A 24,077-nucleotide genomic window follows, 5' to 3' on the forward strand; every position below is an offset into this window, starting at 1 on the left:
CCAAGAACCCGTTTGTTGTCTCCAATTATTTTTGTGGCAGAACAATTCCAATTGTCAGGCCCTTGGCATTGAATGCTATCTTTTTAATTTCTTTTCACGGGAAGAAAAACTCGAACGATAAGCCCTGTAGTGAGTTTGGGTGTGTCCAGAACTACTCGGCCACCATGTAATTCACATATTTGCTGCACTATGGCAAGACCAAGTCCACTTCCAGGACTTTTATTGCCTAATACTCTAAAAAATCGCTCAAACACTCTGGCTTGCAATTCAGGAGGAATTCCAGGACCATTATCACTCACTTCCAGCATGATTTCTTGATTCTGTCTGTTCAGACGCACGATAACCCGCCCATGTTCGGTGCAATAACGAATTGCATTGTCCACCAGATTACGAATTAATATCCCTAACGCAGTAGGATTGCCTTTGATTTTAGGGGTATTTTCATCATTTTCAAACTCAAGTTCAATCTGCTTTTCCACTGCTGATGGAGCAAGCATGGCGAGTATTTCACGGGTTAATTTGCTTAGGTTTACTTCATCCCCTTCACTTAAACTGGTGGCTTCAGGGACCAATCGGCTCATAGTTAATAGTTGTTGTACTATATGGGTACTTCGATTCACGCTGGCAATTAATTTTTGCAGGGCTTGATTCTTTTCTTCTATATCATTTGAGTAAAGGGCGACTTGAGCTTGAGTTTTAAGGGCAGCAAGAGGAGTCCGAAGCTCATGTGCTGCATCGGCAGCAAACCGTTTTTCTCGTTCAAAACCTTCCTTTAGTCTGAAAAATAGTTTATTCAGCTCATCGATAACCGGTTTAATCTCTTCAGGCACTTCTTGCAAGTCTACTGGCTCAAGGTGGCTGGGAGCTCGGTTTGCTACCTCTTGGGCTACTTTATCCAGACTGTCCAAACCTCGACCAATAATGATCCAGATTAACAATCCAGACAATGGGAACGTGAGCAGCATAATATAAAGATCATCTTGGGCAATCCGGTGCCCCAGCTCGTTACGTGTATCATACCGTTCGGCCAGGACGGTACGAATACCTGCTTTGTCATTATAGGTGGTAAAAACGCGCCAATTTTGATCCGATATTTTTTTATCACTAAACCCATCTACTTCCGCTGTTAATGGTATTTTAGGGGCTGTAGAGGAGTGTAATAATAATTTTCCTCCATTCGTCCACACTTGAAAATTAAATTTATCCAAATAATTTTCTGGAGGCTCATCATTTAAAAACTTTTTTTGGTAGTAGGCATCAATTTTTTGCGGGATGGTTTCCAAAGCATCCTGAATTTTAGTAAGAGGGCGTTGATGTAAATCATCCCCCAATAGGGCTTGATATGATAAAGCAGAAATTTCCATTAGGGTATCTAAATGATCCTGAATATCTTTTTGATCCAGATAATAGTTGCCTATGGCGGTCAATGTAGTGGTGATGGTGATGGCTAGTAACAGGTTTATTAAGAGAAATTTTCTTATAGAAGACTTCACGATACAGTTACACCATCATTTTTCTCTGCCATATATCCAACCCCTCTGATAGTACGGATAAAATTAGCATTAAGTTTTTTGCGTAAATTATGGATATGTACTTCCAAGGCATTACTATCGACATCTTCTTCCCAGCCATAAATGCTTTGCATCAACTGTTCTCTTGATAGAACTTGCCCGCTATTTTCCAGCAGTTTTTGCAACAGGGCGAACTCTCGGCGCGGAACATTTATCAGGATATCATCAACCATAACCGAGTGAGCAGCAGGATCCAGAGTGATATTTCTGTATTGCAGTACCGAATCAGCTCGTCCCTGTGAACGTCTTACCAGAGCTCTGATTCGTGCACTTAGTTCATTTAAATCAAAAGGTTTTACAAGGTAATCATCGGCACCACTGTCCAGACCCTTAACGCGATCTTCTACCGACTCACGTGCGGTTAGAATAATAACTGGCGTTGCGTTTCCTTCTTGTCTAATGTGTTGAAGCAAAACCATTCCAGAAAGTTTTGGTAACCCCAAATCAAGAATAATTAATTCAAAAGACTCTGACTTTAAAGCAGCACGTGCTGCATCTCCGTCTCTGAGCCAATCTACGATATAGCCGAATTGGGTTAACCCTGTTTTTACAGCATCACCAAGTAGTTCATCATCCTCAACAAGTAATAATCTCATCGCTGCTCCTACTTATTGATCATCTTTATAGATGATACTGTTATTGTTGTTTTTCTAACTCTTTTTCATCCATATGTTTTGTTAGATAAAAAGCCTGTATTAAAACAAAAAGTAAAGTAAAACCAACCCCACCAAATAACTTAAAATTAACCCATGCATCTGTATCGTAATGATAGGCAACATAGAGGTTTAAAGCACCCATTAAGATAAAAAATACAGCCCAGGCCGCATTAAGCCGGTGCCAGATTTTTGAAGTTAGATTAACATTTCCTTCCATCATTTTTTGAATTAAAGGTTTGCTGCCTATGAAACTGGAACTAAGAAATATAATAGCGGAGAGCCAATAGATGCCAGTTGGTTTCCATTTTATAAACCAGGGGTTATGAAAAAAAAGCGTTGCACTGCCCAGTACCATGATTATTGCCAAACTAATAACATGCATTTTCTCATAGCGTTGAAACTTTAATCGATAGAATATTACTTGGCTTAATGAGGCGATCATAGCAACTGCCGTGGCAGTATAAATGCCATAGATTTTAAATATTATAAAGAATAAGAGGATAGGGAAAAAATCAAACAGTAATTTCATATTATTTAATTTATTAATAAGTTATTTAGAGTATAACACAATTTTTAGCGCACTCCTTCACGCTTTGTGCCTTAAAGTGAAAATAAATAATCCAAAATAAATAATCCAAACAACAAGAGCCAGGTTTATCCAACCAGTATTTTTTGTCCCAAACGAAGGGGGGTACTTTTATCAAGATCGCGATTCAGGTCAAGAATTGAATTAACGCTAGTCTGATGCTGCTTGGCTATAGTGCTGAGACTGTCTCCTCGCTTGATTATGTATGAAACTGGTTGTTTTACTATCCTCCAGATAATCAGTTGCTGACCTACTCGTAATGACTTGAAGTTGGACAATTTATTCCAGCTTTGAATGGCTCTGGCAGAAACCCCATATTTTTCCTGGATTTTTTCAACGGTATCATTGTGTTGTACAATATGAATAATGCGACGGTTGCCTGGTGTTGTAAATGGGTGTGTTGAAGAGGATGAAGTTGTGTTTTCTTTTCTGGCGACAACAGCCGTGTTTTTGCTGCTGGGTATTAATATGGATTGATTCGGTTTAATTCTATTGGTAGTTAATTGGTTTAATTGTTTAATTAAATTGACAGTGGTGTGATATCTCGTAGCTATGTTATTCAAACTATCACCTGGCTTTACCTGATGCTTTGTCCAGCTCACTCGTTTTTCTTCAGGAAAGTTAGCCAGGTTGAGGTTAAATCGTTCTACTTTTTCAGCAGGAATAAGCAGTCTAAAAGGTTTGTAGGGAGCAGTGGTCCAGCGATTATAGCCCGGATTGAGTTTAATTAATTCTTTATAACTGATGCCAGCAAGCTTTGCTGCATGACTCAGGTCAATTTGGCTGCCAATGTTTACTTCTTCAAAATAGGGGAGATAGGGAATGCCTGGAAGCGATGCTTTATAACGACCGGGGTTTTTTATAATTTCTGCCAATGCAAATAAACGTGGTATATAAATTTTAGTCTCTCTGGGAATAGAAAGATTCCAGAAATAAACGGGCTTACCAGGACGGCTAACTGCCTTAATAGCACGAGCTATCGTCCCTTCTCCTGAATCATAGGCTGCTATCGCCAATATCCAGCTTCCGTTAAAAAACTTATTAAGATAGACCAAATAGTTGAGTGCAGCATCGGTTGAGGGGCCTATGCTGCGTCTTCCATCAAACCACCAGTCTTGCTTTAACCCTAACCCGCTTCCTGTTCGTGGCATGAGCTGCCACAGACCAGCAGCTCCTGCTCCTGAGTATGCGAATGGGTCGTAAGCACTCTCTATCATGGGTAGAAGAGCTAATTCACCGGGCAATTTACGTTTTTTTATTTCAGCAACAATGTGATAGATATAGGGTTCAGATTGACGACTTACTTTATGGAGATAACTTGGGTGTGCCACCAGCCATCTGATTTGTTCTTGAACTTCTGGTCGTGCAACTTCATGACTCAGAGTAAACTCACTACGTAAAACATCCCAAACATCTGGCGCATTATGTGCCATTGCAATATTAGAAATGCCAAAAAAAATAAAGATGAAAAATAAAAAGCTTTTTATTATGAATAGCTTAAATTTCAATGATACTACCTTTGAAGATAATTGGTCGGTCAGTCTACTAAAGTTTATTAAACTAATAAACCCTTTTTGATTTCGATCCATTCAGACAGAGTTAAATTAATACCTTTTGGTCGATTATTTGGATTAGGTAAATGAGTTCTTCTGGTTTCTCAGGATTTTGAATACCTCCAATGAGTTAGAAGATAAGGCGCCATGCTGAAAAGCGTACTGTATTACATCTTTATTTTCAGTGCGTAAAAAAGGATTAATCGACAGTTCCATATTCAGAGTTGACGGCAAGGAACAGGGTGTAGGCTGTTGCTTCAGGTGTTGTATATGAGCTTTTATAGCTGGATTTTCAGGTTCTACAGTCTGAGCGAATCTCAGGTTTTGTTGCGTGTATTCATGGGCACAAAAAATTTGGGTAGCAGGTGGTAATTTTTTGAATAGCAGTATTGATTGATGCAGTTCTTCCATTGTTCCATCAAATACTCTGCCACAACCTGCTGAAAACAGAGTATCACCACAAAATAACCAACCTTGCCGGGATTCATAATAGCTAATATGGGTGGAAGTGTGTCCAGGATTAAATAAAATATGAAACGAGTAGTTGCCAACCTGAATGGCTTGATTTATCTGTACTTGATTTGTTATGTAAGGGATTCGGTCATCGTGAGGGCCGTAAACAACACAAGCAGGATATTCCTTGATTAACTGACCAACACCACCGATATGATCATTATGGTGATGGGTCAATAGGATAGTACGCAGTTTTAGCTTCTGAGTCTTTGCAAAAGCAACCACAGGCTCGGCCTCTCCGGGATCAATGCAGTCGAATACATCTTTTTTTTTATCAATTATTGCCCAAATATAATTATCTAAAAAAGCTGGAATAGGGTAAACAGTCATTGTTTCTTTCTCATGCTCCTGAATATGTTTCTACTATATATGAAGAAACACCTGGATTAAAGTAGGTTCTTAAGGTATCAAGAACTGATTTAATTTCATCAGCAAAGGTAAATGGTGGGTTTATAATCCACAATCCACAGCCGGACATTCCCTCCCTTGGTGCAAGGGTTAAATTGAATTCAATTCTCAATGCATTTTTAGCACCAACTTCTTTCATCCCGCGAATCAGTTGTTCTGTTAGTTTTCTATTAACTACAGGATACCAAATGCAATAAATCCCGGTAGAAAAACGTTTAAAGGCACGTTTTATAGCAGGTGGGATTTGTTTGTATTCATCTTTTACTTCGAAGGAAGGATCAATAAAAATTAACCCTCGTTTTTCTGGAGGGGGCAGAAGTGCATTCAACGCTAAAATACCATCTGTATTACTGAGATGAACTTTTTTATTCAAATGAGGCATTTGATCCAGGGCTTCATATTCTGCTGGATGGAGTTCACAAAAATATGCTCTATCCTGCATCCGGAGCGCATTAATTGCTAAATATGGAGAGCCGGGGTAAAGCCGAAGACCATCGGAACCATTTAATTTACTGATTGCCTGTATATAGTCTTTAAAAACGGGTGCCAGAGTTTTTCTATCATCCCAGATTAGCTTGATTCCTTGTTTGTATTCACCTGTTTTTTCAGCTTGTTTGTTTTTTAAATCATATTGTCCTTTTCCTGAATGAGTCTCAAGATAGAACAAAGGTTTATCCTTAAGCAGGAGATAGTTTAATAGACGGGTTAAAGAGATATGTTTAATAACATCAGCAAAATTGCCGGCATGATAACCGTGTTGGTAACTGAGCATAAAAGGACTTATAAAAAAGAATTTTGCTGATTATATCAGAATCAGGGAGCTCTTCCTTATAGTTTTCATTCAGGAAATCTTTTCATCACTAGAGGCATGTAGCGATATTTTTTAAATGGATAAAAAATAATATTCTCTATCCTGTTTTATCAATGCGAATATTAATAAATTGCCAAGGGTCACTTTGATCGGTGAATTTAGTATTTAAATTGTTTTTGTCCTGTAACGGAGTCCAATCTGTATAGTAACCACCAACTTTACCCAAGTAAGGTAAGGCTAGATTCAAAATATATTCATGATCCATATCTTCAGGTTCTATAATCCCACGCTCTGGATTATTAATAGCCCAAATCATACCCGATAACACTCCGGCTGCAACTTGTAAGCTTGTGGCATTGTTATAATTTGCCAGCTTTTTTGCTTCTTGGATGGAAAGATGTGAGCCATACCAATAAGCTCCTTTTTTATTTCCCATTAATAACACTCCGAGCTCATCAGTTCCATCAACAACATCTTTTAAAATGATTCTTTTTTCTTTTTGGACGGCGTACTTATTTTGTACAAGCTCTTCTAAAGATAAAATAGCATCAGGACAGGGATGATAAGCATAATGAACTGTTGGTCTGTAATATACTTCACCATTTTTTTTTAAAGTTAAATACTCTGCAATAGATAGAGACTCAGCGTGAGTAATCAAAAAACCATTAATAGGGCCAGATGCAGGTGTCCATGTACGTACTTGGGTTTCTGCTCCTGGTTGATTAAGATATATTCCACAATTTGATCCAAAGCTGTGATGATTAGCATCATGAGGCCAATGACGCTCATGGCTTCCCCAGCCTAGTTCAGCAGGTCGAAGTGCTTCAGAAATTAAAGCATCTACTGACCATGTATTTATGAACTCGTTCGTTTTTTTTATTTGAGATGAAACTTGAGTATCATGTTCAGAAACATGTATTGTTTTAATATCGAGATCATGGGCCAATTGAGCCCATTCTACTGCTTTTTGTGGAGGTTTGCCCTGCCAATTAGTATCTTTTGCCATATTCCATAATGCTTGTTTAAGAAAATGAGATACTAAACCGGGGTTGGCTCCATGTGTTAAAACTGCGGTAGGCCCCTGTTTTTTATGTTTTAAGGTAGCATCACGTAAAGCATAATTAGAAAGAAGTTTACTATTATCGTTATTCCTTTTTTCCCAGGATTCAGCGGCTGCATCCAAATATAATATATTGTTTAAATGGCAATATTTTATCAAATCGATACTGGATACACCCACGGATAAATTTAACAAAAAATCACCTGGTTTTAGAATTGAAGACAAAAGTTCCTGGTAATTATTTTCTGTAACGCCAGTTTCTTTGAATGGGACATTAAAATGTTTGGCAACATCAGAACCAAAACTATGTTTTGACAGGATGTAAATTTGAGAGGGATCTAATTTAAAATATTGGAATAAAAGAGGTAATATTGCTTGGCCAATACTGCCGAATCCAAGAATTAGAATTTTATTCTTATAAGTTTTTTGCTTCGCAGATTTGTCCATAATACCTCATCAAATAGAAGCATCTATTAGTTAGTTTAGTTAGTTACTAAGAGAATATTTATAGTTGTCGTCAGTATCAGTTTATCTACCTCAATCTAGTTATAAGTATAGCTCATAAAAAAAATCTGATTTTAAATTTTTACTTGATACAATCCTTGTATGAAAATACTCAAGTGTTTTATTTATAAAAAATAACCAGCGAATTTACAGTTTTTGATAACTACACTATATTTGAATAAAGTCCAAACTATAAAGTGTGAATTGGATTATCCGAGTTTAGGGACTTGGCGTTTATGCTCGCTCGGATTGACTTCGTTTGTAGACTGTAAACTATTTTGCGACATTAGAACCCACTCAAGTGGCAAATCAATTTACTGGACTCAATAAAAGGCGTTCAAATGAAAAGTGAAATGTATATTGATGGGAAATTTACGCTAGCTAAAAGTGGAGCCACTCGTGATATTATCGATCCCGGTAATGGCTCATTGATTGCAAAAGTTCCGGAATGCGCCAGAGAAGATGTTGTGCTCGCGATCAAAGCAGCACGAAAGGCTTTTGATGAAGGTGATTGGAAACAAACGTATGCGCTTGATCGTGGTAAGTTGTTATTCAAGATTGCTGAGCTAATTCGTGCAAATGCAAAAAGGTTAGCTGAGCTGGAAACACGAAATTGTGGCAAACCTTTGGCAGAAGCAGAGTATGATGTGATCGATGCAGCAAACTGTTTTGAGTTTTACGCAGGTCTTACCACTAAAATTCATGGCGAAACGATGTCGGTACCGGCGAATTCCTTTAGTTATGTTGTACGAGAACCTATCGGAGTGTGTGGCCAAATCATTCCATGGAATTTCCCACTGCTTATGGCTGCCTGGAAGCTTGCACCAGCACTTGCAGCAGGGAATACTGTAATTCTAAAGCCTTCTGAACTGACACCGATGACCGCTCTTGAATTGTTCAAACTTATTGATCAATGCGGGTTTCCCGCAGGCGTTGTGAATCTCATCACGGGTCCAGGGGTGGGTGCAGGTGAAGAATTGGCAAGTAATTCGATGGTGAATAAAGTTGCCTTCACCGGCGGAACAAGTACCGGGAAAAAAATAATGCAGGCAGCTACAGGTAATTTGAAGCGAATATCATTAGAGCTTGGTGGAAAAAATCCAAATATTGTCTTTGCAGACTGTGATCTTGTGATGGCGGTTGATGGTGCTCTTTTTGGTGCTTTTGCCAATCAGGGCGAAGTGTGTTCCTCTGGTTCTCGTTTGATAGTGGAGCGTTCTATTCATAAACAAATAGTGGAAAGAATGTTGAAAAAAATTCCAAATATCAAACTGGGGCATGGTTTGGACAAAGGAGTAAAAATGGGCCCTTTGGTTTCAAACGCACACCGAGAAAAAGTAGAAAATTACATTAAAATAGGTATCGCTGAAGGTGCGAAATTGGTTTGTGGCGGGAAACGCCCTACAGGAGCAGCCTTTGAAAAAGGGAATTTTGTTGAGCCCACTATTTTTGATGAGGTGAAGCCAACAATGCGTATCGCTCGAGAAGAAATTTTTGGTCCGGTACTCGTAGTCATTCCTTTTGATACTGAAGAAGAAGCGATTCAAATTGCAAACGATACTGACTATGGTTTAGCTGCAGCTGTGTGGACTAAGGACCTTACTCGTGCTCATCGCGTGACTTCTCAAATTCATGCCGGAATTCTTTGGGTAAATCATTACCATCCTACTTTTAATGAAATGCCGTGGGGTGGATACAAACAAAGTGGATCAGGTCGTGAGTTAGGTTTGTATGGAATTGAAAGCTATCTTGAAATCAAACAAGTAAATATTAACCTCGATGAAACACCAATTGGGTGGTATTAATGAATCAAATTAATATTAAGACAAAACTACCAGGACCGAAATCAAAACTATTGATGGAGCAACGCGTTAAACATGTTGCAAGAGGACCCTTTCACCTTACTCCCATTTTTGTGGAGCGAGCAAAAGGTTCCTTTGTAGAAGATGTAGATGGAAATGTATTTCTGGATTTTTCATCTGGATTTGGTGTGGTGAATACAGGACACTGTTCCGATGCGGTAGTCAATGCAATCAAGGCTCAAGCTGAAAAATATATTCACACAAGTTTTAATATTCTTCCATATGAGGGCTACATCAAAGTATGTGAACGACTAAATTATCACACCCCTGGCAGTTTTGAAAAAAAATCAATCCTGTTGAACTCGGGAGCGGAAGCTGTAGAAAATGCCATTAAAATTGCTCGTGCTTATACCGGAAAGCAAGCGGTGATTTGTTTTGATCATGCTTATCATGGGCGCACTTACATGGCTATGACCCTTACAGCAAAAAACAAACCCTACAAGCATGGATTTGGTCCATTTCTTTCGGAAGTCCATCGTGCTCCCTTTCCGTATGAGTATCGTTGGAAAGGAAAAAATTGTGTAGAAGAATGTTTCAATGATTTTTCTGATCTCGTTAATTTTCGTGTGGGTATTGAAAATATCGCAGCAGTTATTTTGGAGCCAGTGTTAGGTGAGGGGGGATTTATCCAGTTTCCAGCATCCTTTTTGCAAAAAATTCGGGAGTTTTGTACGGTAAATAAAATTGTTTTCATTGCAGATGAAATTCAATCGGGTTTTGGTCGTACTGGGAGCCTGTTCGCGATGAAAACAATGGGAGTGGATCCTGACGTTACCTTATCAGCAAAGGGCCTTGGCAGTGGAACAGTGATCGCTGCGGTAACCGGTAAAGCTGAAATCATGGATGCTGCAATGATCGGTGGACTAGGAGGAACTTTTGGAGGAAATCCTCTAAGTTGTGCAGCAGCGCTTGAAGTATTTAAAATCTTTGAAGAGGGGGGGCTTTTGGAGCATGTCGCACATCTTTCAAAGGTACTAAATTCCAGACTTTCTAAATTTAAAGAAAAGTACAAGATAGTAGGTGATGTTCGTGGTTTGGGCGTTATGCAGGCCATCGAACTGGTGAAAGATAAAAACACGAAAGAACCGAATAAAGTAGCTGTGGACAAACTAACTAAATTTTGTCTAGAGCAGGGACTGGTAATTCTTGGTTGCGGAACATACGGGAATGTAATTCGTCTCCTTATGCCGCTTTCTACTGATGTAAAAGATTTGGAAATTGGACTTTCTATCATCGAGGAAGGGCTCAAGACATTATGTCAATAATAACAAGCGTAGCCGTTATCAGGGAAGCCTAATACGTGGTTTGGCTGTATCTTTATCCTTATTTCTTTTTTTAAAATTGGGGTGAAACTATCAATCGGAAGAGGTCACGTTTTTTTAAAAAGTGCACTATACTTTTCTTGAGTGATACCATAAAAGGGGAAAGGAAAATGAGTTTACACGAAGAATACGATCATCACTCTCTTTCTGATTATGGCTTCGATGAAGAGGTTGAGGACTTGCCTAAAAAAAAGAGAATTAAGCGCATGCTTGAAGACCGACTGGAGCGTAAACGTTTGAAAGATGAGTTTAAAGATGATTTTGATGAATTAAGTGGTGAGTTTGATTGGGATGAGCTGGATAAGTAGTATCATCCCTTTAATTTTGCCATCATCGTATTTTCGAGTAGGGAAACAATGGTCATGGGACCAACACCGCCAGGAACAGGGGTTATCCATGCCACTTTTTTTATCGCTTCCTTAAAATCAATGTCCCCACGGAGGCTACCATCTTCTTGCCGATGCATTCCCACGTCAATAAGTATCTGTTTTTCATTGAGCCAATCTGGACTAATTAAATCCTTTACTCCCGTGGCTATGATGATTAAGTCAGCAATCTCTACATACTTTTGCAGTTGTTGGGTGAATTTATGACAAACAGTGACTGTTGCTCCAGCGAGTAATAATTCCAAACTCATAGGGCGACCGACTATATTTGATGCGCCAATGACCACTGCATGTTTTCGTTTCACATCCAGTTTATAATGATGCAAAAGATTCATGATCCCAAGGGGGGTACATGGGCGTAACAGAGGATTTCTTTGAGCAAGCCTGCCTAAATTATACGGATGAAAACCGTCAACGTCTTTTTCTGGTTTAATATGTTCAATAACCAATGTCTCATTAATGTGTTTGGGCAAAGGTAATTGAATGAGAATACCATCGATTTTCTCAGAGTCGTTTAATTCACTAATAAGTTGAAGCAAATCATCCTGGCTTGTTTCAGCAGACAAATCATAAGAATGAGAGGTGATGCCTACTTCTTCGCAGGCTTTACGTTTATTACTGACATAAATTGAAGAAGCGGGGTCATTACCAATAAGAATGACAGCCAGTCCAGGGGCTCTGTTACCTTGGTGGACATGCTCCTGCAGCCGTTTTTTTAATTCGTCTCGACGAAGAGAGGCTAAAAATCTTCCATCCAGTAATGATGCTGACATATTTGTCCTATAAAATCGAGGGAACTATTATGACAGGACTTACAAAAAAACGCCAAGGTTGAGATAAATTTTTTAGATTGATAGGTTGGAAAGCACTTTACTGATGATAGACAGTGCAAATTTTAGTTGGCATCAACTGATTCCATTCCTGGTAGTTTACCACTGTACCGTTGACGTGAAACAATAACAGTATCCTTAATTCAAGGGATCAAAAGACCATGATTAACAGTCCCTGGTGAGGCTAAACTGACTAAACAAATAAAAGTATTTTGCATTAATTATTCAAATGAAGTTATTATGTTGTGAGGACGATATAAAAATTAAAAAGGAGCTTATTAATGTATCATTTAGGATTAAAAATCATACTGTTCATTTGCAGTATGACTGGTTTTTTTTGTGGACTTGCCCATGCGGAGCCTGTTGAACCAAAACCTCTCGGTAAAACAGTAACGCAGGCAAAGCAACAAGAAATGAGCCCAAAACAGGCATTGCAACGCTTGAAGGACGGAAATCAACGTTTTCTGACGCACAAACAAATTTCCCGGGATTATTTACAACAAGCTTATTCATCAGCGTACGGACAATTTCCTTTTGCAGTAGTACTCAACTGTATGGATTCACGTAGTGTCCCCGAATTGTTTTTTGATCAGGGCTTAGCTGACTTGTTTACCTTACGGGTTGCAGGGAATGTTCTAAATGACGATATTCTGGGCAGTATGGAGTTTGCGGTGAAAGCTGCAGGATCGAGATTAATTGTGGTGTTAGCTCACACCTCTTGTGGTGCAGTTGCTGGTGCATGTGATGGGGTCAAATTTGGGCATTTGACTGATGTGTTGGACAAAATTCAGCCGGCAGTACAATCCACTATGAAGGATGAGGATTCAAAAAATTGCACTGATCCAAAACTGGTCAATGCAATAGCGAAAGCCAATGCCTTAAATATGGCTAGAGAGATCCAGGCAAAAAGTCCAATACTAAAAGAGTTTCTCCAGAGCAAGCAGGTGGGTATTATCGCCGGACTACATGATATAAAAACAGGTCAGGTAACATTTTTTGAAGATGAGCGCTCCGTCCCAGAGTAAAAGTCTGATCCCGGAATTATCAATAATGGTGTTGTTGCTATTTTCTGAACAACATCATCATCTAATAGCACAGAAAAAATGTGACTATTGACGGTGAATGAGAGCATCAGGTTATTAATTTGATCGAAGTGATCTTTTATTGAGCCAGTTTTTGCATAAGTCAATGATTGTTTTAGAATAATCTTCAGACTTCTTGAATAGACTACCTGTTAGTGTTAATTTTTATGGATATATTAATTAACCACTATGCATACCCAACCAGCATGGAGCTCTGATTGAAAAAAACTGTTTTACACTCGGCTTTATTAGCATGGATAATTCCAATGTCGCTCAATGCAATTGGCTTAGGGGAAATGACAGTTAAGTCGTCTCTTGATCAACCTTTTTTAGCCGAAATAGAATTAATAGACGTAGGAAATGCTCCTTTGATGGGAATTAAAGTGGGCGTGGCTGATCCTGAAAGTTTTCATCAAATAGGCCTTGAACGGATTGCTGTACTTTCTTTATTAAATTTTAAAATCGAACAAAATGCCAAAGGTAAACTCGTTATAAAAATTCAATCTGTAGATCGAATTTCTGATCCCTATATGGAGTTAGTAGTAGATTTAACCTGGCCAAATGGTCAGTTATATAAAGCGTATACCGTATTAGTGGATCCTCCAGGATATCAATTAGTGTCTACTCTTGCACAGAATAGCCCTGCCTATTACAAAAAAATGACAGGTCATAAAAAAGTTGCAGGGCATAGAGCTCAGTCGGGTGTGATCAACAAAAAAGTAATCACCGAAGTGCAGCATAATCCGGTTGCTCTGAAAGATAATAAGAAAAAAACGACGTACGGACCAACAATAACCAATGAAAACGTGTGGCAAATTGCTCAAAGATATAAAACGTCCGAAGTGATTTTACCTCAAGTGGTTCTTGCTGTTGTTGGTGAAAACCCTGATGCGTTTAAGGAAGGAAATTTAAATGGGTTAAAAATCGGCATCCGTCTGGTGATTCCGTCTACACGCGAAATCATGGAGGTTCCCGCCGAACTGGCGACCGAAGAAGTGATGGCTCATGATAAAGCATGGGATGAAAGATCATCCATAAATCATGTACTTTCCCCACCCTATATTAATGGTCAAACAATTAATACCGTTCCCCGGATTGCTACCAATTACCCAATAAAAAAATCGGAAGTTCCGGCTATACCCAGATTTACCACCATGCAGGCAATAACACCGCCCCCTGCAATACTACCCCAATTTTTAATTCCCAACTCTGCTGTTTCTGTAATGAACTCCAATCAACAACCAGCTCCGGATAAGACGGCCCAAAATCCAGAACGCGTATCAAATATTAAAGCAGAGATTTCAATTACAACAGCTGCAGTCGAGTCTGTACGAGAATCTAATGCCATATTAATGGAGCAGCTCCATCTGCTCCAGGAACAAAATAAGAAATTACAATTGCAATTGGACAAACGCGATAAAGAAATAGAATCAATCCAAGCGCAAATGCAACTAATGGTGAAGCAACGTTTGGCAGTGGCTTCTCAAGCGAATGCCTCTTTTGCAAACAACCAATCTTCAAGCTTATGGCCACTATGGATTTTATTGGTTTTGGCAGTGGGAGGGGGAAGTTTCGCTTATTGGTATTTTATCTATCGCGAAAAAGACATTCATGATGAGCCTTATCTGGTAAGAACTCCCATGGAGCCCCCATCACTCAAACCTGAAGCTCAACAAAAACTAAAAAAAGCAGATGAAACTACTGAACTTTCTGCAGCTGGGGAAGATGTGGGTGTGGTTGAACAAAATGAAACGGCATCGAAATCTTCGAAAGTTGAAGAGATTAAACCAAAGGTCATTGCCGAGTCCTCCAAAAAAATTATAAATGATAATGATTTGTCTGACAAAAAAATGATAAATAAATCAGAGAGCGTTGAGACTGCTGATAAGCCTGTTAAAAAACAGGGAGCAAAGAAAAAGAAAAATGCTGTCCCAAAAAAAGCGCCCATTGAAGCCGCTGATTTGCCAATTGGAAAACAAGAAGCCTTTAATGAACGTGCCGTGCTTATACCTGGAAATAAAGAAACAACAGGCAAGGATAAAAAACAAAAAGATAAAATAGCTCGAGATATAAAAGAGGATCAGGAGGCTGCAAAAGAAAAATCAGTTATGGAATTTGAATCTCAAAAAAATCATTTACCTGTTAATGATGAAGTGCAAAATCTGCCGCCTTCAGATCAAAACCCTTTATTATCAGGTAGTGAATCAATATCAGAACAGAGTGAAAACAAAGCCAAAGAAGAATCATCAAATCATGATGTATTAGAGTTTGAAACGGATTTACATCAATTAATTCCAGAAAAATCAGAAAAAAAAACTAAACCAAAATCAGAGCAGGAGGATGGTAGTGACCAAAGTATAGATTTTGTCTCAACCTCATCTAACCCCTTAAAAAGTAAAACAGCATTAAATACTTTATTAGCTCTGGCTAAGACGTATATAGGCATGGATGATATCGAATCTGCCAGAACCTCACTGGAAGAAGTGCTGGAATATGGTAATGAGATACAAAAAACAGAAGCTCAACGTTTGCTTGATGAAATAAAAGATAAGTAATCCCTAATTTCATCTTAACCTGAGTATTTCTCACGTTATACCAGGACAGGCGAGAGTATTCACTCTAGTACCATCCTCTGGAATGATTGGCTGCCACTTTCTATTTTTCCATTTCGGGTTTGGCAGACCTCCAAGAGTTATTTCCTTTATTTACTTTTTTCGTGACTGGAATAGCCAGATTCCTCGCTAAGCTCATGCTGGCATGAGAACACCATCCCTTTGTTGAAGCTCTTTAGCTGAAATCTTTGCTAATCAATCATCATAAGGTATAGACAAAATAAATAGGGTATTATAAATTGACCCTTTTTATCAGGAATATTGAATGCGTATTGCCTTAGTGGTTGAATACGATGGAAGCCGATATCATGGCTGGCAGGCACAAACAGGCTTACATACGGTTCAACAAGCAGTTGAACAAGCATTGTCAAAAGTTGCCGATAGTACTATTTCAGTAGTATGTGCTGGCAGAACAGATACAGGCGTCCATGCTACGAACCAAGTGATCCACTTTGATTGCGATAAAGAGCGGACGATTCGCTCCTGGATACATGGGGCCAACTCTTGCTTGCCTAAAGATATCTGTATGAAATGGGGTAAGGAGATCCCTGATGATTTTCATGCCCGCTATTCTGCACTGAGCAGAAGATATCGTTATGTCATTTACAATGGAGCGATTAGACCGGCTTTACTTCGTAGCAATGTTACCTGGCAATACAGGCAACTGGATCATCGATTAATGCATCAAGGCGCACAAAGCTTATTAGGAGAGAATGATTTTACATCTTTTCGCTCTGTTGAATGTCAATCAAAAACACCCATGCGCAACATTCATCAAGTCCAGGTTTCACGCTCTGGTGAAATGGTAATTATCGATATCACTGCGAATGCTTTCTTGCACCATATGGTTAGAAATATAGCCGGTGTACTCATTGCTGTTGGCTCTGGTAAACACTCAGTATCATGGGTAAATGAGGTTTTGCAAGCTAAAGATAGAAAGCTGGGCGCAGAAACAGCACCTTCATATGGTTTATATTTAGTACAAGTCAACTTTCCTCAGAAGTTTGCTATTTTACAAAATAATCCGGGTCCTTTATTTCTATGGGAGAAATAATTGAATCCATCTCGTACACGAGTCAAAATGTGCGGCATGACGCGTGCTGAAGATGTGGCCCATGCCATAAACCTGGGTGTTGATGCCATTGGTTTGATTTTTTATCCTAAAAGCCCTCGCTTTATCACTATAGAAAAAGCCATGGTTCTATTAAAAAATCTTCCTCCATTTGTGGATGCAGTCGCCGTTTTAGTTAATCCGGATGAGGCTTTTGTACAACAAATAATAAAAGAGCTACCTATTAAATTATTGCAATTTCATGGTGATGAATCACCAGAATTTTGCAAGCAGTTTAATAAACCTTTTATTAAGGCCTCACAACCTAAAACCAGTGGGCAAATTGAGCATCTAATACAAGAGTACTTTAAAGCCAGTGCTATACTTCTTGATACACCCTCAGAAATAAGCAGAGGCGGGACGGGGGTTCCTTTTGATTGGCAGATTATTCCTCAGCATTTATCCAAGCCGATTATCCTGGCTGGTGGTTTAAATGAATTTAATATTCTAGATGCAATTAAGGCATCCAAACCCTATGCAGTAGATGTATGTAGTGGAATTGAGGCTATGCCTGGTGTAAAAGATCATGTAAAAATGAGTCAATTTATTAAGGTATTATGGGGTATATAATGAGTAAAAAAGAACTTCCTGATGCACATGGTCATTTTGGTCCATATGGTGGTGTATTTGTAGCAGATACCTTAATTAATGCTTTAAAACAGTTAGAACAAGGTTATGCTAAATATCGTAATGATCCGGAATTTTTAGCTGAATTACGTACTGAATTAAAAGATTATGTAGGCAGACCTAATCCTTTGTATCATGCTGAACGGCTTAGCAAGCATGTAGGTGGTGCTCAAATATATCTTAAACGAGAAGATTTAAATCATACTGGTGCGCATAAGATTAATAATACCGTAGGACAAGCGTTATTAGCCAAACGACTTGGAAAAACCCGAATTATCGCTGAAACTGGTGCGGGTCAGCATGGAGTTGCATCGGCAACGGTAGCTGCAAAATTTGGCTTTGAGTGCGTCGTTTATATGGGATCAGAAGATATTAAACGTCAGTCAAGTAATGTTTATCGCATGAAATTATTAGGAGCAGAAGTTGTTCCTGTAACTTCGGGCTCTAAAACACTCAAAGATGCTTTAAATGAAGCGATGCGTGATTGGGTTAGTCATGTGGATGATACTTTTTATATCATCGGTACTGTTGCAGGACCTCATCCTTATCCTCAAATGGTCAGAGATTTTCAGACAATTATTGGTAGTGAAGCCAGAGCGCAATTTTTGGAAAAAACAGGCCAACTGCCCGATGCTCTGGTTGCTTGTGTAGGTGGTGGTTCCAATGCAATTGGTTTGTTTTATCCCTTTTTAAATGACCAGTCTGTGGCAATTTATGGTGTCGAAGCGGGAGGAAAGGGCTTGGAAACTGGAGAGCACTCTGCTTCACTTATTGCAGGAAAACCAGGTGTGTTGCATGGTAATCGTACCTACTTACTTTGCGATGAATATGGTCAGGTTAAAGACACTCACTCAGTGTCAGCAGGTTTGGATTATCCAGGTGTAGGTCCCGAGCACTCCTACTTAAAGGATACTGGTCGAGTGACGTATGAAGCAATTAATGATGATGAGGCTCTTAGTGCTTTTCGCATGCTAACGCGAATCGAAGGAATTATCCCTGCTCTTGAGTCAAGCCACGCTGTGGCCTATGCTATGAAGTTAGCTAAAAGCATGTCTAAAAGCCAGAGTATCATCGTTAACTTGTCAGGTCGTGGAGATAAAGACATACATACAGTTGCTACTATTGACGGGATCACAGTTTAATTATTTAGTTTGACACTTAATCAGGTACATTATGAATCGAATTGATCGGAAACTGACGCAGCTTAAAGCCAGTGGTAAAAAAATGCTAAGTCCTTACATCACGGCAGGAGATCCTCATCCTGATCTGACCGTAGCGTTAATGCATGAGTTGGTAAAAGCGGGGGCTGATATTTTGGAACTGGGCATACCTTTCTCCGATCCTATGGCCGAGGGGCCTGTGATCCAGCATGCTATGGAACGAGCACTTGCTTATTCTATTCATTGTCAGGATGTACTCAGGATGGTCCGGGAGTTTCGCCAGAAGGATAAAGATACACCAGTGGTCATTATGGGCTATTTAAATCCTATTGAGCAGTATGGCTATGACCTTTTTGCTGAACATGCCTCTGCAGCAGGGGTAGACGGGACTATATTGGTCGATTTACCCCCTGAGGAATGTGAGGGAGTTGCCAGCGTTTGGGAAAAACACGGCTTATATAGCATTTTTCTTTGCTCTCCAACGACATCAGATGAACGTATGGCTTTAATTAATCAATTCGCAAAAGGTTATCTGTATTATGTTTCCTTAAAAGGAGTTACGGGCTCGGATACGCTTAATATTTTCGCTTTGCAGTCTGAGTATCAAACTCGAAAAGCACAAACGAAATTACCTTTAATGGTAGGATTTGGTATCAAAACACCAGCGATGGCTGCAGAAGTTGCTCATTTTACCGATGGGGTTATTGTCGGTGCGGCATTGATCACGGATATTTTAAACGCTTACGAAACTAAAAAAAATGCACTGCAAGCAGGGGCCGCTTTGATAGGCTCCATGCGGTATGCAATCGACAACAATGGAAAATGCAATGAATGAAAATATTGAAAAACGAGCTCATTTTATAAGACAACTGATTACTGAGGATTTATCCAGTGGGAAACATCAGTCTGTAGTCACTCGATTTCCGCCTGAGCCAAATGGATATTTGCATGTGGGGCATGCAAAATCTATTTGTTTGAACTTTGGTTTGGCCGAAGAGTTTGGCGGTCTCTGCTTTTTAAGGTTTGATGATACAAACCCAATAAAGGAAGAGGATGAGTACGTAAAAGCTATTATTGATGATGTTCGATGGCTAGGCTTTGAATGGTGTGGAATCACACACTCATCTGATTATTATCAGCAGCTTTATGATTTTGCTGTTTTATTAATAAAAAAAGATATGGCTTATGTTGATAGTCTTAGTATGGAAGAGATCCGAGCCTACCGAGGAACATTGCAGGAACCTGGACGAGAAAGTCCTTTTAGAAATAGGCCTACACAAGAAAGTCTGGATCTGTTCGCTAGAATGAAAGAAGGTGATTTTGCAGATGGGACTCATGTTTTACGGGCAAAAATTGATATGAAGTCCGGAAATGTGAATATGCGTGATCCCGTTTTATACCGGATACGTCATGCTCATCATCAACGCACTGGTGATGCCTGGTGTATTTATCCCATGTATGATTATGCCCATCCTATATCTGATGCTTTAGAAAAAATCACTCATTCGTTGTGCACTTTGGAGTTTCAGGACCACAGGCCATTGTATGACTGGTTGGTCGATAATTTACCTTTACCAGCAAAGCCTGTCCAGACTGAGTTTGCCAGATTAAATTTATCGCATACAGTGACAAGTAAACGTAAGTTGCGCGAGCTGGTTGAAAACAATGTAGTCACAGGATGGGATGATCCCCGCTTACCTACCTTACGCGGTATGCGTAAACGAGGATATCCTCCTGCAGCCATTCGTCAATTTTGTGAAATGATTGGAATATCACGTAGCGATTCAGTTATTGATATGTCTTTATTTGAGGAATGCGTACGTGCCGAATTAAATACAACTGCCAAACGTGCGTTATGTGTTATGGACCCGATAAAAATTGTGATAGAAAATTATCCTGAGGGTAAGGTCGAGAAGATTAAAGCCAATTTTTTTCCTCAAAATCCAGATTCAGCAAGCAGGGAGATACCTTTTTCTCGCGAGTTATTCATAGAGCGATCAGATTTTATGGAGGATCCTCCTAAAAAGTATTTTCGATTATCACCGGGCGCAGAAGTACGCTTGCGTCACGCCTACGTGATTAAGTGCCATGATGTAATAACAGATGCTCAGGGAGCAATTACTGAGTTACGTTGTACTTATGATGAAAAGACTTTGGGTAAAAATCCTGAAGATCGTAAAGTCAAAGGAGTGATCCACTGGGTTTCCTGTGCTGAGGCATATCCCGTCAGTGTGTATCAATATGACCGGTTATTTAACGATCCGAATCCAGCTCGTGAAGAAGATTTTCTCCAATTTTTAAATCATGATTCATTACAAACCCTGCAAGCATTTTGTGAACCTTCCATGGCAGATCAACCCGAGGGTGAGATTTTTCAATTTGAGCGTTTGGGTTATTATTGTGTTAATAAAATAGTCAATGGCGAAGTGACAGCTTTTCATCGGGTAGTTGATTTAAAAGATACTTGGGGCAAGGTGAACTAAGGAGCAGAGATGTTACATTTGTATAATTCTTTAACCAGAACAAAAGAGCCATTTATTTCCCTGAAACCAGGGAAAATCGGAATGTATGTCTGTGGAATTACGGTTTATGATCTTTGTCATTTGGGACATGCACGTTCGATGGTGGCTTTTGATGTCATTGTACGTTTCCTGCGTTCACAAGGATTTGATGTAACCTATGTGAGAAATATTACCGATATCGATGATAAAATTATAGTTCGAGCTAATGAAAGAGGTATATCCATTGATGAGTTAACTGCCCAATATATTTCGGCAATGCATGATGACACCCGGGCTTTGAAAATTCTACCTCCTGATTATGAGCCTCGAGCAACAGGACATATTGAAACTATTATCAATTTAATTCAGCGTTTACTGGAGAAGGGTAACGCCTATGTCAGTGATAATGGGGATGTTTGCTACCAGGTTGATTCTTTTGCTGACTATGGCAAATTGTCTCATAAAGATCTGGAGGGTTTAGTTTCAGGTGCGCGTATTGAGATTGTAAAAGAAAAACGATCCCCTCTTGATTTTGTTTTATGGAAAAAGGCAAAGTTAAATGAACCCAGTTGGCCATCACCCTGGGGTGATGGACGTCCCGGTTGGCACGTTGAATGTTCGGCAATGGCGATGCATGAACTTGGTGAACAGTTTGACATACACGGTGGCGGACTGGACTTGCAATTCCCACATCATGAAAATGAAATTGCTCAGAGTGAAGCTGCTACAGGTAAGCAGTTCGCCAACTACTGGCTGCATGTTGGCATGCTGCAAGTCAATAATGAAAAAATGGCTAAATCAACCGGTAACTTCTTCACGATTGCTGATGTGCTAAAAGATCATCATCCTGAAATCATTCGTTATTTCCTGCTCAGCAGTCACTACCGTAGTCCATTGAATTACTCTGAAGAGAATTTATTGAATGCTAAAAAAGGCTTAACCAGACTTTATCAGGCGATTAGAGAAACTCCTGCTACAACTGATGGCGAAGTAGATAAACATTGGTTAGAACAATTTAACCATGCTATGAATGATGATTTTAATACTCCAGTAGCTTTATCTGTTTTATTTCAATTAAGTCATGAAGTGAATAAAAATAATTCGCTCAATTTGGCTATGACATTGAAGCACTTGGCTGGAATTATGGGTTTTTTACAAGAAGATCCGGCATCTTTTTTACAGTCTGGTTTTGCTGACGATGATAAAGCTTTCATAGAGCAGTTGATCGCTGAGCGAATTCAGGCACGAGCTGATCGTAACTGGGAAAGAGCTGATCAGATACGAACAGATTTATTGAGCCAGGGGATCGAGTTGGAGGACGGGGAAAAGGGTACTTCTTGGCGTAAAATTTCTCAGTAATTCGAAAATCAACGAGTTTACATAGTATTTTTAGAGACTGCTTGCATAATTGAAATGGATTTCTTATTTAAGAGATTTAGTTTTGAGAGGTAACACGAAGAATTTCAGCCAGAGCAGTATCGCCAACAAGCACGCGTTTAAAGCCATCATCACGGATACTCGGGGTGTTGGGTCTTAGGTAACCCTCTAAGGTTTGCATGTTTTCATTGCGATGAATCATTCCTCTTAGAGGCTCATCTATTGTAATTAATTCATAAATTCCCGTTCTTCCCCTGTATCCCAGATGATTGCATAATTCGCATCCATGAGGTTCAAATACTTGTGATACATCTGCGTCTGCTGCAAGACCCATCAATTCTTTTTCATCCGATCTTAATTGATGAGGTGTTTTACAATGAGGACATAGCTTTCTTACCAAGCGTTGGGCAATTAGTCCGACGATACTTGACGACATTAGAAATGATTCAACACCCATATCACGCATACGGGTTAGAGCCCCAAGAGCACTATTGGTATGAAGGGTAGAGAGAACTAAATGTCCTGTCAAACTGGCTTGAACCGCAATTTCAGCTGTTTCCAGGTCGCGGATTTCTCCAATCATAACTACATCAGGATCTTGTCTGAGAATGGCTCTTAATCCTTTGGCAAAAGTCATCTGTACTTTTGTATTTACCTGGGTTTGTCCTACGCCTTCTAAATCATATTCTATAGGGTCTTCAATCGTTAAAATGTTGCGCGTTACCTGATTTAATTCGGTAAGCATTGCATATAAAGACGTGGTTTTACCAGATCCAGTTGGGCCTGTTACAAGAATAATCCCGTGAGGTTCTGCTATCATTTTTCGCATAGCTATTAGCGTTGATTTGGGCATGCCTAGAAGATTTAAATCGAGTTGGGCGGCTTGTTTATCTAATATCCTCAATACCACTCGCTCACCATGATTTGAGGGCAGCGTAGAGACTCGGACATCAATGTTATGCCCACCAATACGAAGCGATATTCGACCGTCTTGTGGAATACGTTTTTCCGCTATATCTAATTTGGCCATCACTTTGACTCTGGAAATAACAAGAGGCGCAATGGCACGCTGAATTTCGAGTACTTCCTGGAGAACTCCATCAATTCGGTTGCGAACCAATACCCTGTCTTCATAGGTTTCTATATGTATATCAGAGGCTTTTTGTTTGATTGCCTGAGTAAAAAGGGCATTTAATAATCGGATAATGGGAGCATCATCCTGATTCTCTAATAAATCTTCACTTACGGGGAGTTGGCTGGCTAATAACGAAAGGTCCATATCATCTTCCATTCCCTCAGCAGCATCAAGGATTGATGATTTCGACTGATATATATGTGCCAGATGTTGCTGGAACACTGTTTCATCGACTTGTTTCAGATCAAGATCGGTTTGCAACAAACGTTTTACCTCTGCAAACGCCTGCAAAGATGTACTAGGTAAATGATAGATTAAAGCATTATTATTTTTAATTTCACCCACCACAACACCATTGGTTTTAGCAAAACTATAAGGCAGGCGATGTGATTTTTCTTCGGTATCCATAA

Annotated in this window: 20 protein-coding genes; 11 read left to right on the plus strand and 9 right to left on the minus strand. The window is 39.4% G+C overall.

All coding sequences use genetic code 11. The features are described 5' to 3' along the window. Positions 1-83: 83 nt before the first annotated feature. The 7 genes from HRS36_RS08030 to HRS36_RS08060 all read right to left on the minus strand — a co-directional run bounded on the left by HRS36_RS08030 (position 84) and on the right by HRS36_RS08060 (position 7,605). Positions 84-1,493 (minus strand): ATP-binding protein, encoded by a 1,410-nt coding sequence (locus HRS36_RS08030; protein ID WP_173236887.1) that lies wholly within the window; start codon positions 1,491-1,493, stop codon positions 84-86. Beyond that, the gene (locus HRS36_RS08035; protein WP_173236888.1) at positions 1,490-2,167 is read right to left on the minus strand and encodes a response regulator; all 678 of its coding nucleotides are present in this window, start codon (positions 2,165-2,167) and stop codon (positions 1,490-1,492) included. Before HRS36_RS08035 ends, HRS36_RS08030 begins: the two co-directional genes overlap by 4 nt. 40 nt (positions 2,168-2,207) lie before the next feature. Then, complete coding sequence (locus tag HRS36_RS08040) at positions 2,208-2,756, minus strand: septation protein A (RefSeq protein ID WP_173236889.1); 549 nt, start codon at positions 2,754-2,756, stop codon at positions 2,208-2,210. A 125-nt stretch (positions 2,757-2,881) separates the two neighbouring features. After that, the gene (locus HRS36_RS08045; RefSeq protein WP_173236890.1) at positions 2,882-4,321 is read right to left on the minus strand and encodes a lytic transglycosylase; all 1,440 of its coding nucleotides are present in this window, start codon (positions 4,319-4,321) and stop codon (positions 2,882-2,884) included. Positions 4,322-4,444: 123 nt separating this feature from the next. Beyond that, positions 4,445-5,209: a hydroxyacylglutathione hydrolase gene (gene gloB / locus HRS36_RS08050; RefSeq protein WP_173236891.1), complete on the minus strand. Its 765-nt coding sequence runs from the start codon at positions 5,207-5,209 to the stop codon at positions 4,445-4,447. Positions 5,210-5,219: 10 nt separating this feature from the next. Then, positions 5,220-6,059: a 23S rRNA (adenine(2030)-N(6))-methyltransferase RlmJ gene (locus HRS36_RS08055; RefSeq protein ID WP_173236892.1), complete on the minus strand. Its 840-nt coding sequence runs from the start codon at positions 6,057-6,059 to the stop codon at positions 5,220-5,222. Positions 6,060-6,195: 136 nt separating this feature from the next. Continuing rightward, entirely contained in the window at positions 6,196-7,605 is a 1,410-nt protein-coding gene (locus HRS36_RS08060; protein ID WP_173236893.1) for a saccharopine dehydrogenase C-terminal domain-containing protein, read from the minus strand. A 398-nt stretch (positions 7,606-8,003) separates the two neighbouring features. On the opposite strand from HRS36_RS08060, the gene HRS36_RS08065 reads away from it, so the two are divergent. The 3 genes from HRS36_RS08065 (at position 8,004) to HRS36_RS08075 (ending at position 11,154) form a co-directional block, all read left to right on the plus strand. Beyond that, positions 8,004-9,467, plus strand: a complete 1,464-nt coding sequence (locus tag HRS36_RS08065) for an aldehyde dehydrogenase family protein (RefSeq protein ID WP_173236894.1) — start codon at positions 8,004-8,006, stop codon at positions 9,465-9,467. Then, positions 9,467-10,789, plus strand: a complete 1,323-nt coding sequence (gene gabT, locus HRS36_RS08070; RefSeq protein WP_173236895.1) for a 4-aminobutyrate--2-oxoglutarate transaminase — start codon at positions 9,467-9,469, stop codon at positions 10,787-10,789. Before HRS36_RS08065 ends, gabT begins: the two co-directional genes overlap by 1 nt. 167 nt (positions 10,790-10,956) lie before the next feature. After that, positions 10,957-11,154: a hypothetical protein gene (locus HRS36_RS08075; RefSeq protein ID WP_173236896.1), complete on the plus strand. Its 198-nt coding sequence runs from the start codon at positions 10,957-10,959 to the stop codon at positions 11,152-11,154. Between the two features lie 2 nt (positions 11,155-11,156). Here the strand turns inward: HRS36_RS08075 and folD are convergent, their stop codons facing one another. Continuing rightward, a complete protein-coding gene (folD, locus tag HRS36_RS08080) occupies positions 11,157-12,005 on the minus strand; it encodes a bifunctional methylenetetrahydrofolate dehydrogenase/methenyltetrahydrofolate cyclohydrolase FolD (RefSeq protein WP_173236897.1) in 849 nt (282 codons plus the stop codon). Positions 12,006-12,343: 338 nt separating this feature from the next. Here folD and HRS36_RS08085 point away from each other — a divergent pair, with 338 nt between their 5' ends. The 8 genes from HRS36_RS08085 (at position 12,344) to cysS (ending at position 22,514) form a co-directional block, all read left to right on the plus strand. Beyond that, positions 12,344-13,087, plus strand: coding sequence for a carbonic anhydrase family protein (locus tag HRS36_RS08085; RefSeq protein WP_173236898.1), 744 nt, complete (start codon positions 12,344-12,346; stop codon positions 13,085-13,087). A 275-nt stretch (positions 13,088-13,362) separates the two neighbouring features. Next, positions 13,363-15,699, plus strand: coding sequence for a FimV/HubP family polar landmark protein (locus tag HRS36_RS08090; protein ID WP_173236899.1), 2,337 nt, complete (start codon positions 13,363-13,365; stop codon positions 15,697-15,699). A 322-nt stretch (positions 15,700-16,021) separates the two neighbouring features. Further along, positions 16,022-16,810 (plus strand): tRNA pseudouridine(38-40) synthase TruA, encoded by a 789-nt coding sequence (gene truA, locus HRS36_RS08095; RefSeq protein WP_173236900.1) that lies wholly within the window; start codon positions 16,022-16,024, stop codon positions 16,808-16,810. Next, positions 16,811-17,437, plus strand: coding sequence for a phosphoribosylanthranilate isomerase (locus HRS36_RS08100; protein WP_173236901.1), 627 nt, complete (start codon positions 16,811-16,813; stop codon positions 17,435-17,437). Beyond that, a complete protein-coding gene (gene trpB / locus HRS36_RS08105) occupies positions 17,437-18,636 on the plus strand; it encodes a tryptophan synthase subunit beta (RefSeq protein WP_173236902.1) in 1,200 nt (399 codons plus the stop codon). Before HRS36_RS08100 ends, trpB begins: the two co-directional genes overlap by 1 nt. A gap of 31 nt (positions 18,637-18,667) precedes the next feature. Beyond that, positions 18,668-19,489, plus strand: a complete 822-nt coding sequence (trpA, locus tag HRS36_RS08110) for a tryptophan synthase subunit alpha (protein WP_173236903.1) — start codon at positions 18,668-18,670, stop codon at positions 19,487-19,489. Beyond that, positions 19,482-21,137, plus strand: a complete 1,656-nt coding sequence (locus tag HRS36_RS08115) for a glutamine--tRNA ligase/YqeY domain fusion protein (protein ID WP_173236904.1) — start codon at positions 19,482-19,484, stop codon at positions 21,135-21,137. Before trpA ends, HRS36_RS08115 begins: the two co-directional genes overlap by 8 nt. A gap of 9 nt (positions 21,138-21,146) precedes the next feature. Then, a complete protein-coding gene (cysS, locus tag HRS36_RS08120; RefSeq protein WP_173236905.1) occupies positions 21,147-22,514 on the plus strand; it encodes a cysteine--tRNA ligase in 1,368 nt (455 codons plus the stop codon). A gap of 76 nt (positions 22,515-22,590) precedes the next feature. On the opposite strand, the gene lspE is transcribed toward cysS, so the two are convergent. Further along, positions 22,591-24,075 (minus strand): GspE family T2SS ATPase variant LspE, encoded by a 1,485-nt coding sequence (lspE, locus tag HRS36_RS08125; RefSeq protein ID WP_173236906.1) that lies wholly within the window; start codon positions 24,073-24,075, stop codon positions 22,591-22,593. Positions 24,076-24,077 lie beyond the last annotated feature (2 nt).

Origin of the sequence: Legionella antarctica (assembly GCF_011764505.1) — a bacterium.
In the GTDB taxonomy this organism is placed as follows: domain Bacteria; phylum Pseudomonadota; class Gammaproteobacteria; order Legionellales; family Legionellaceae; genus Legionella; species Legionella antarctica.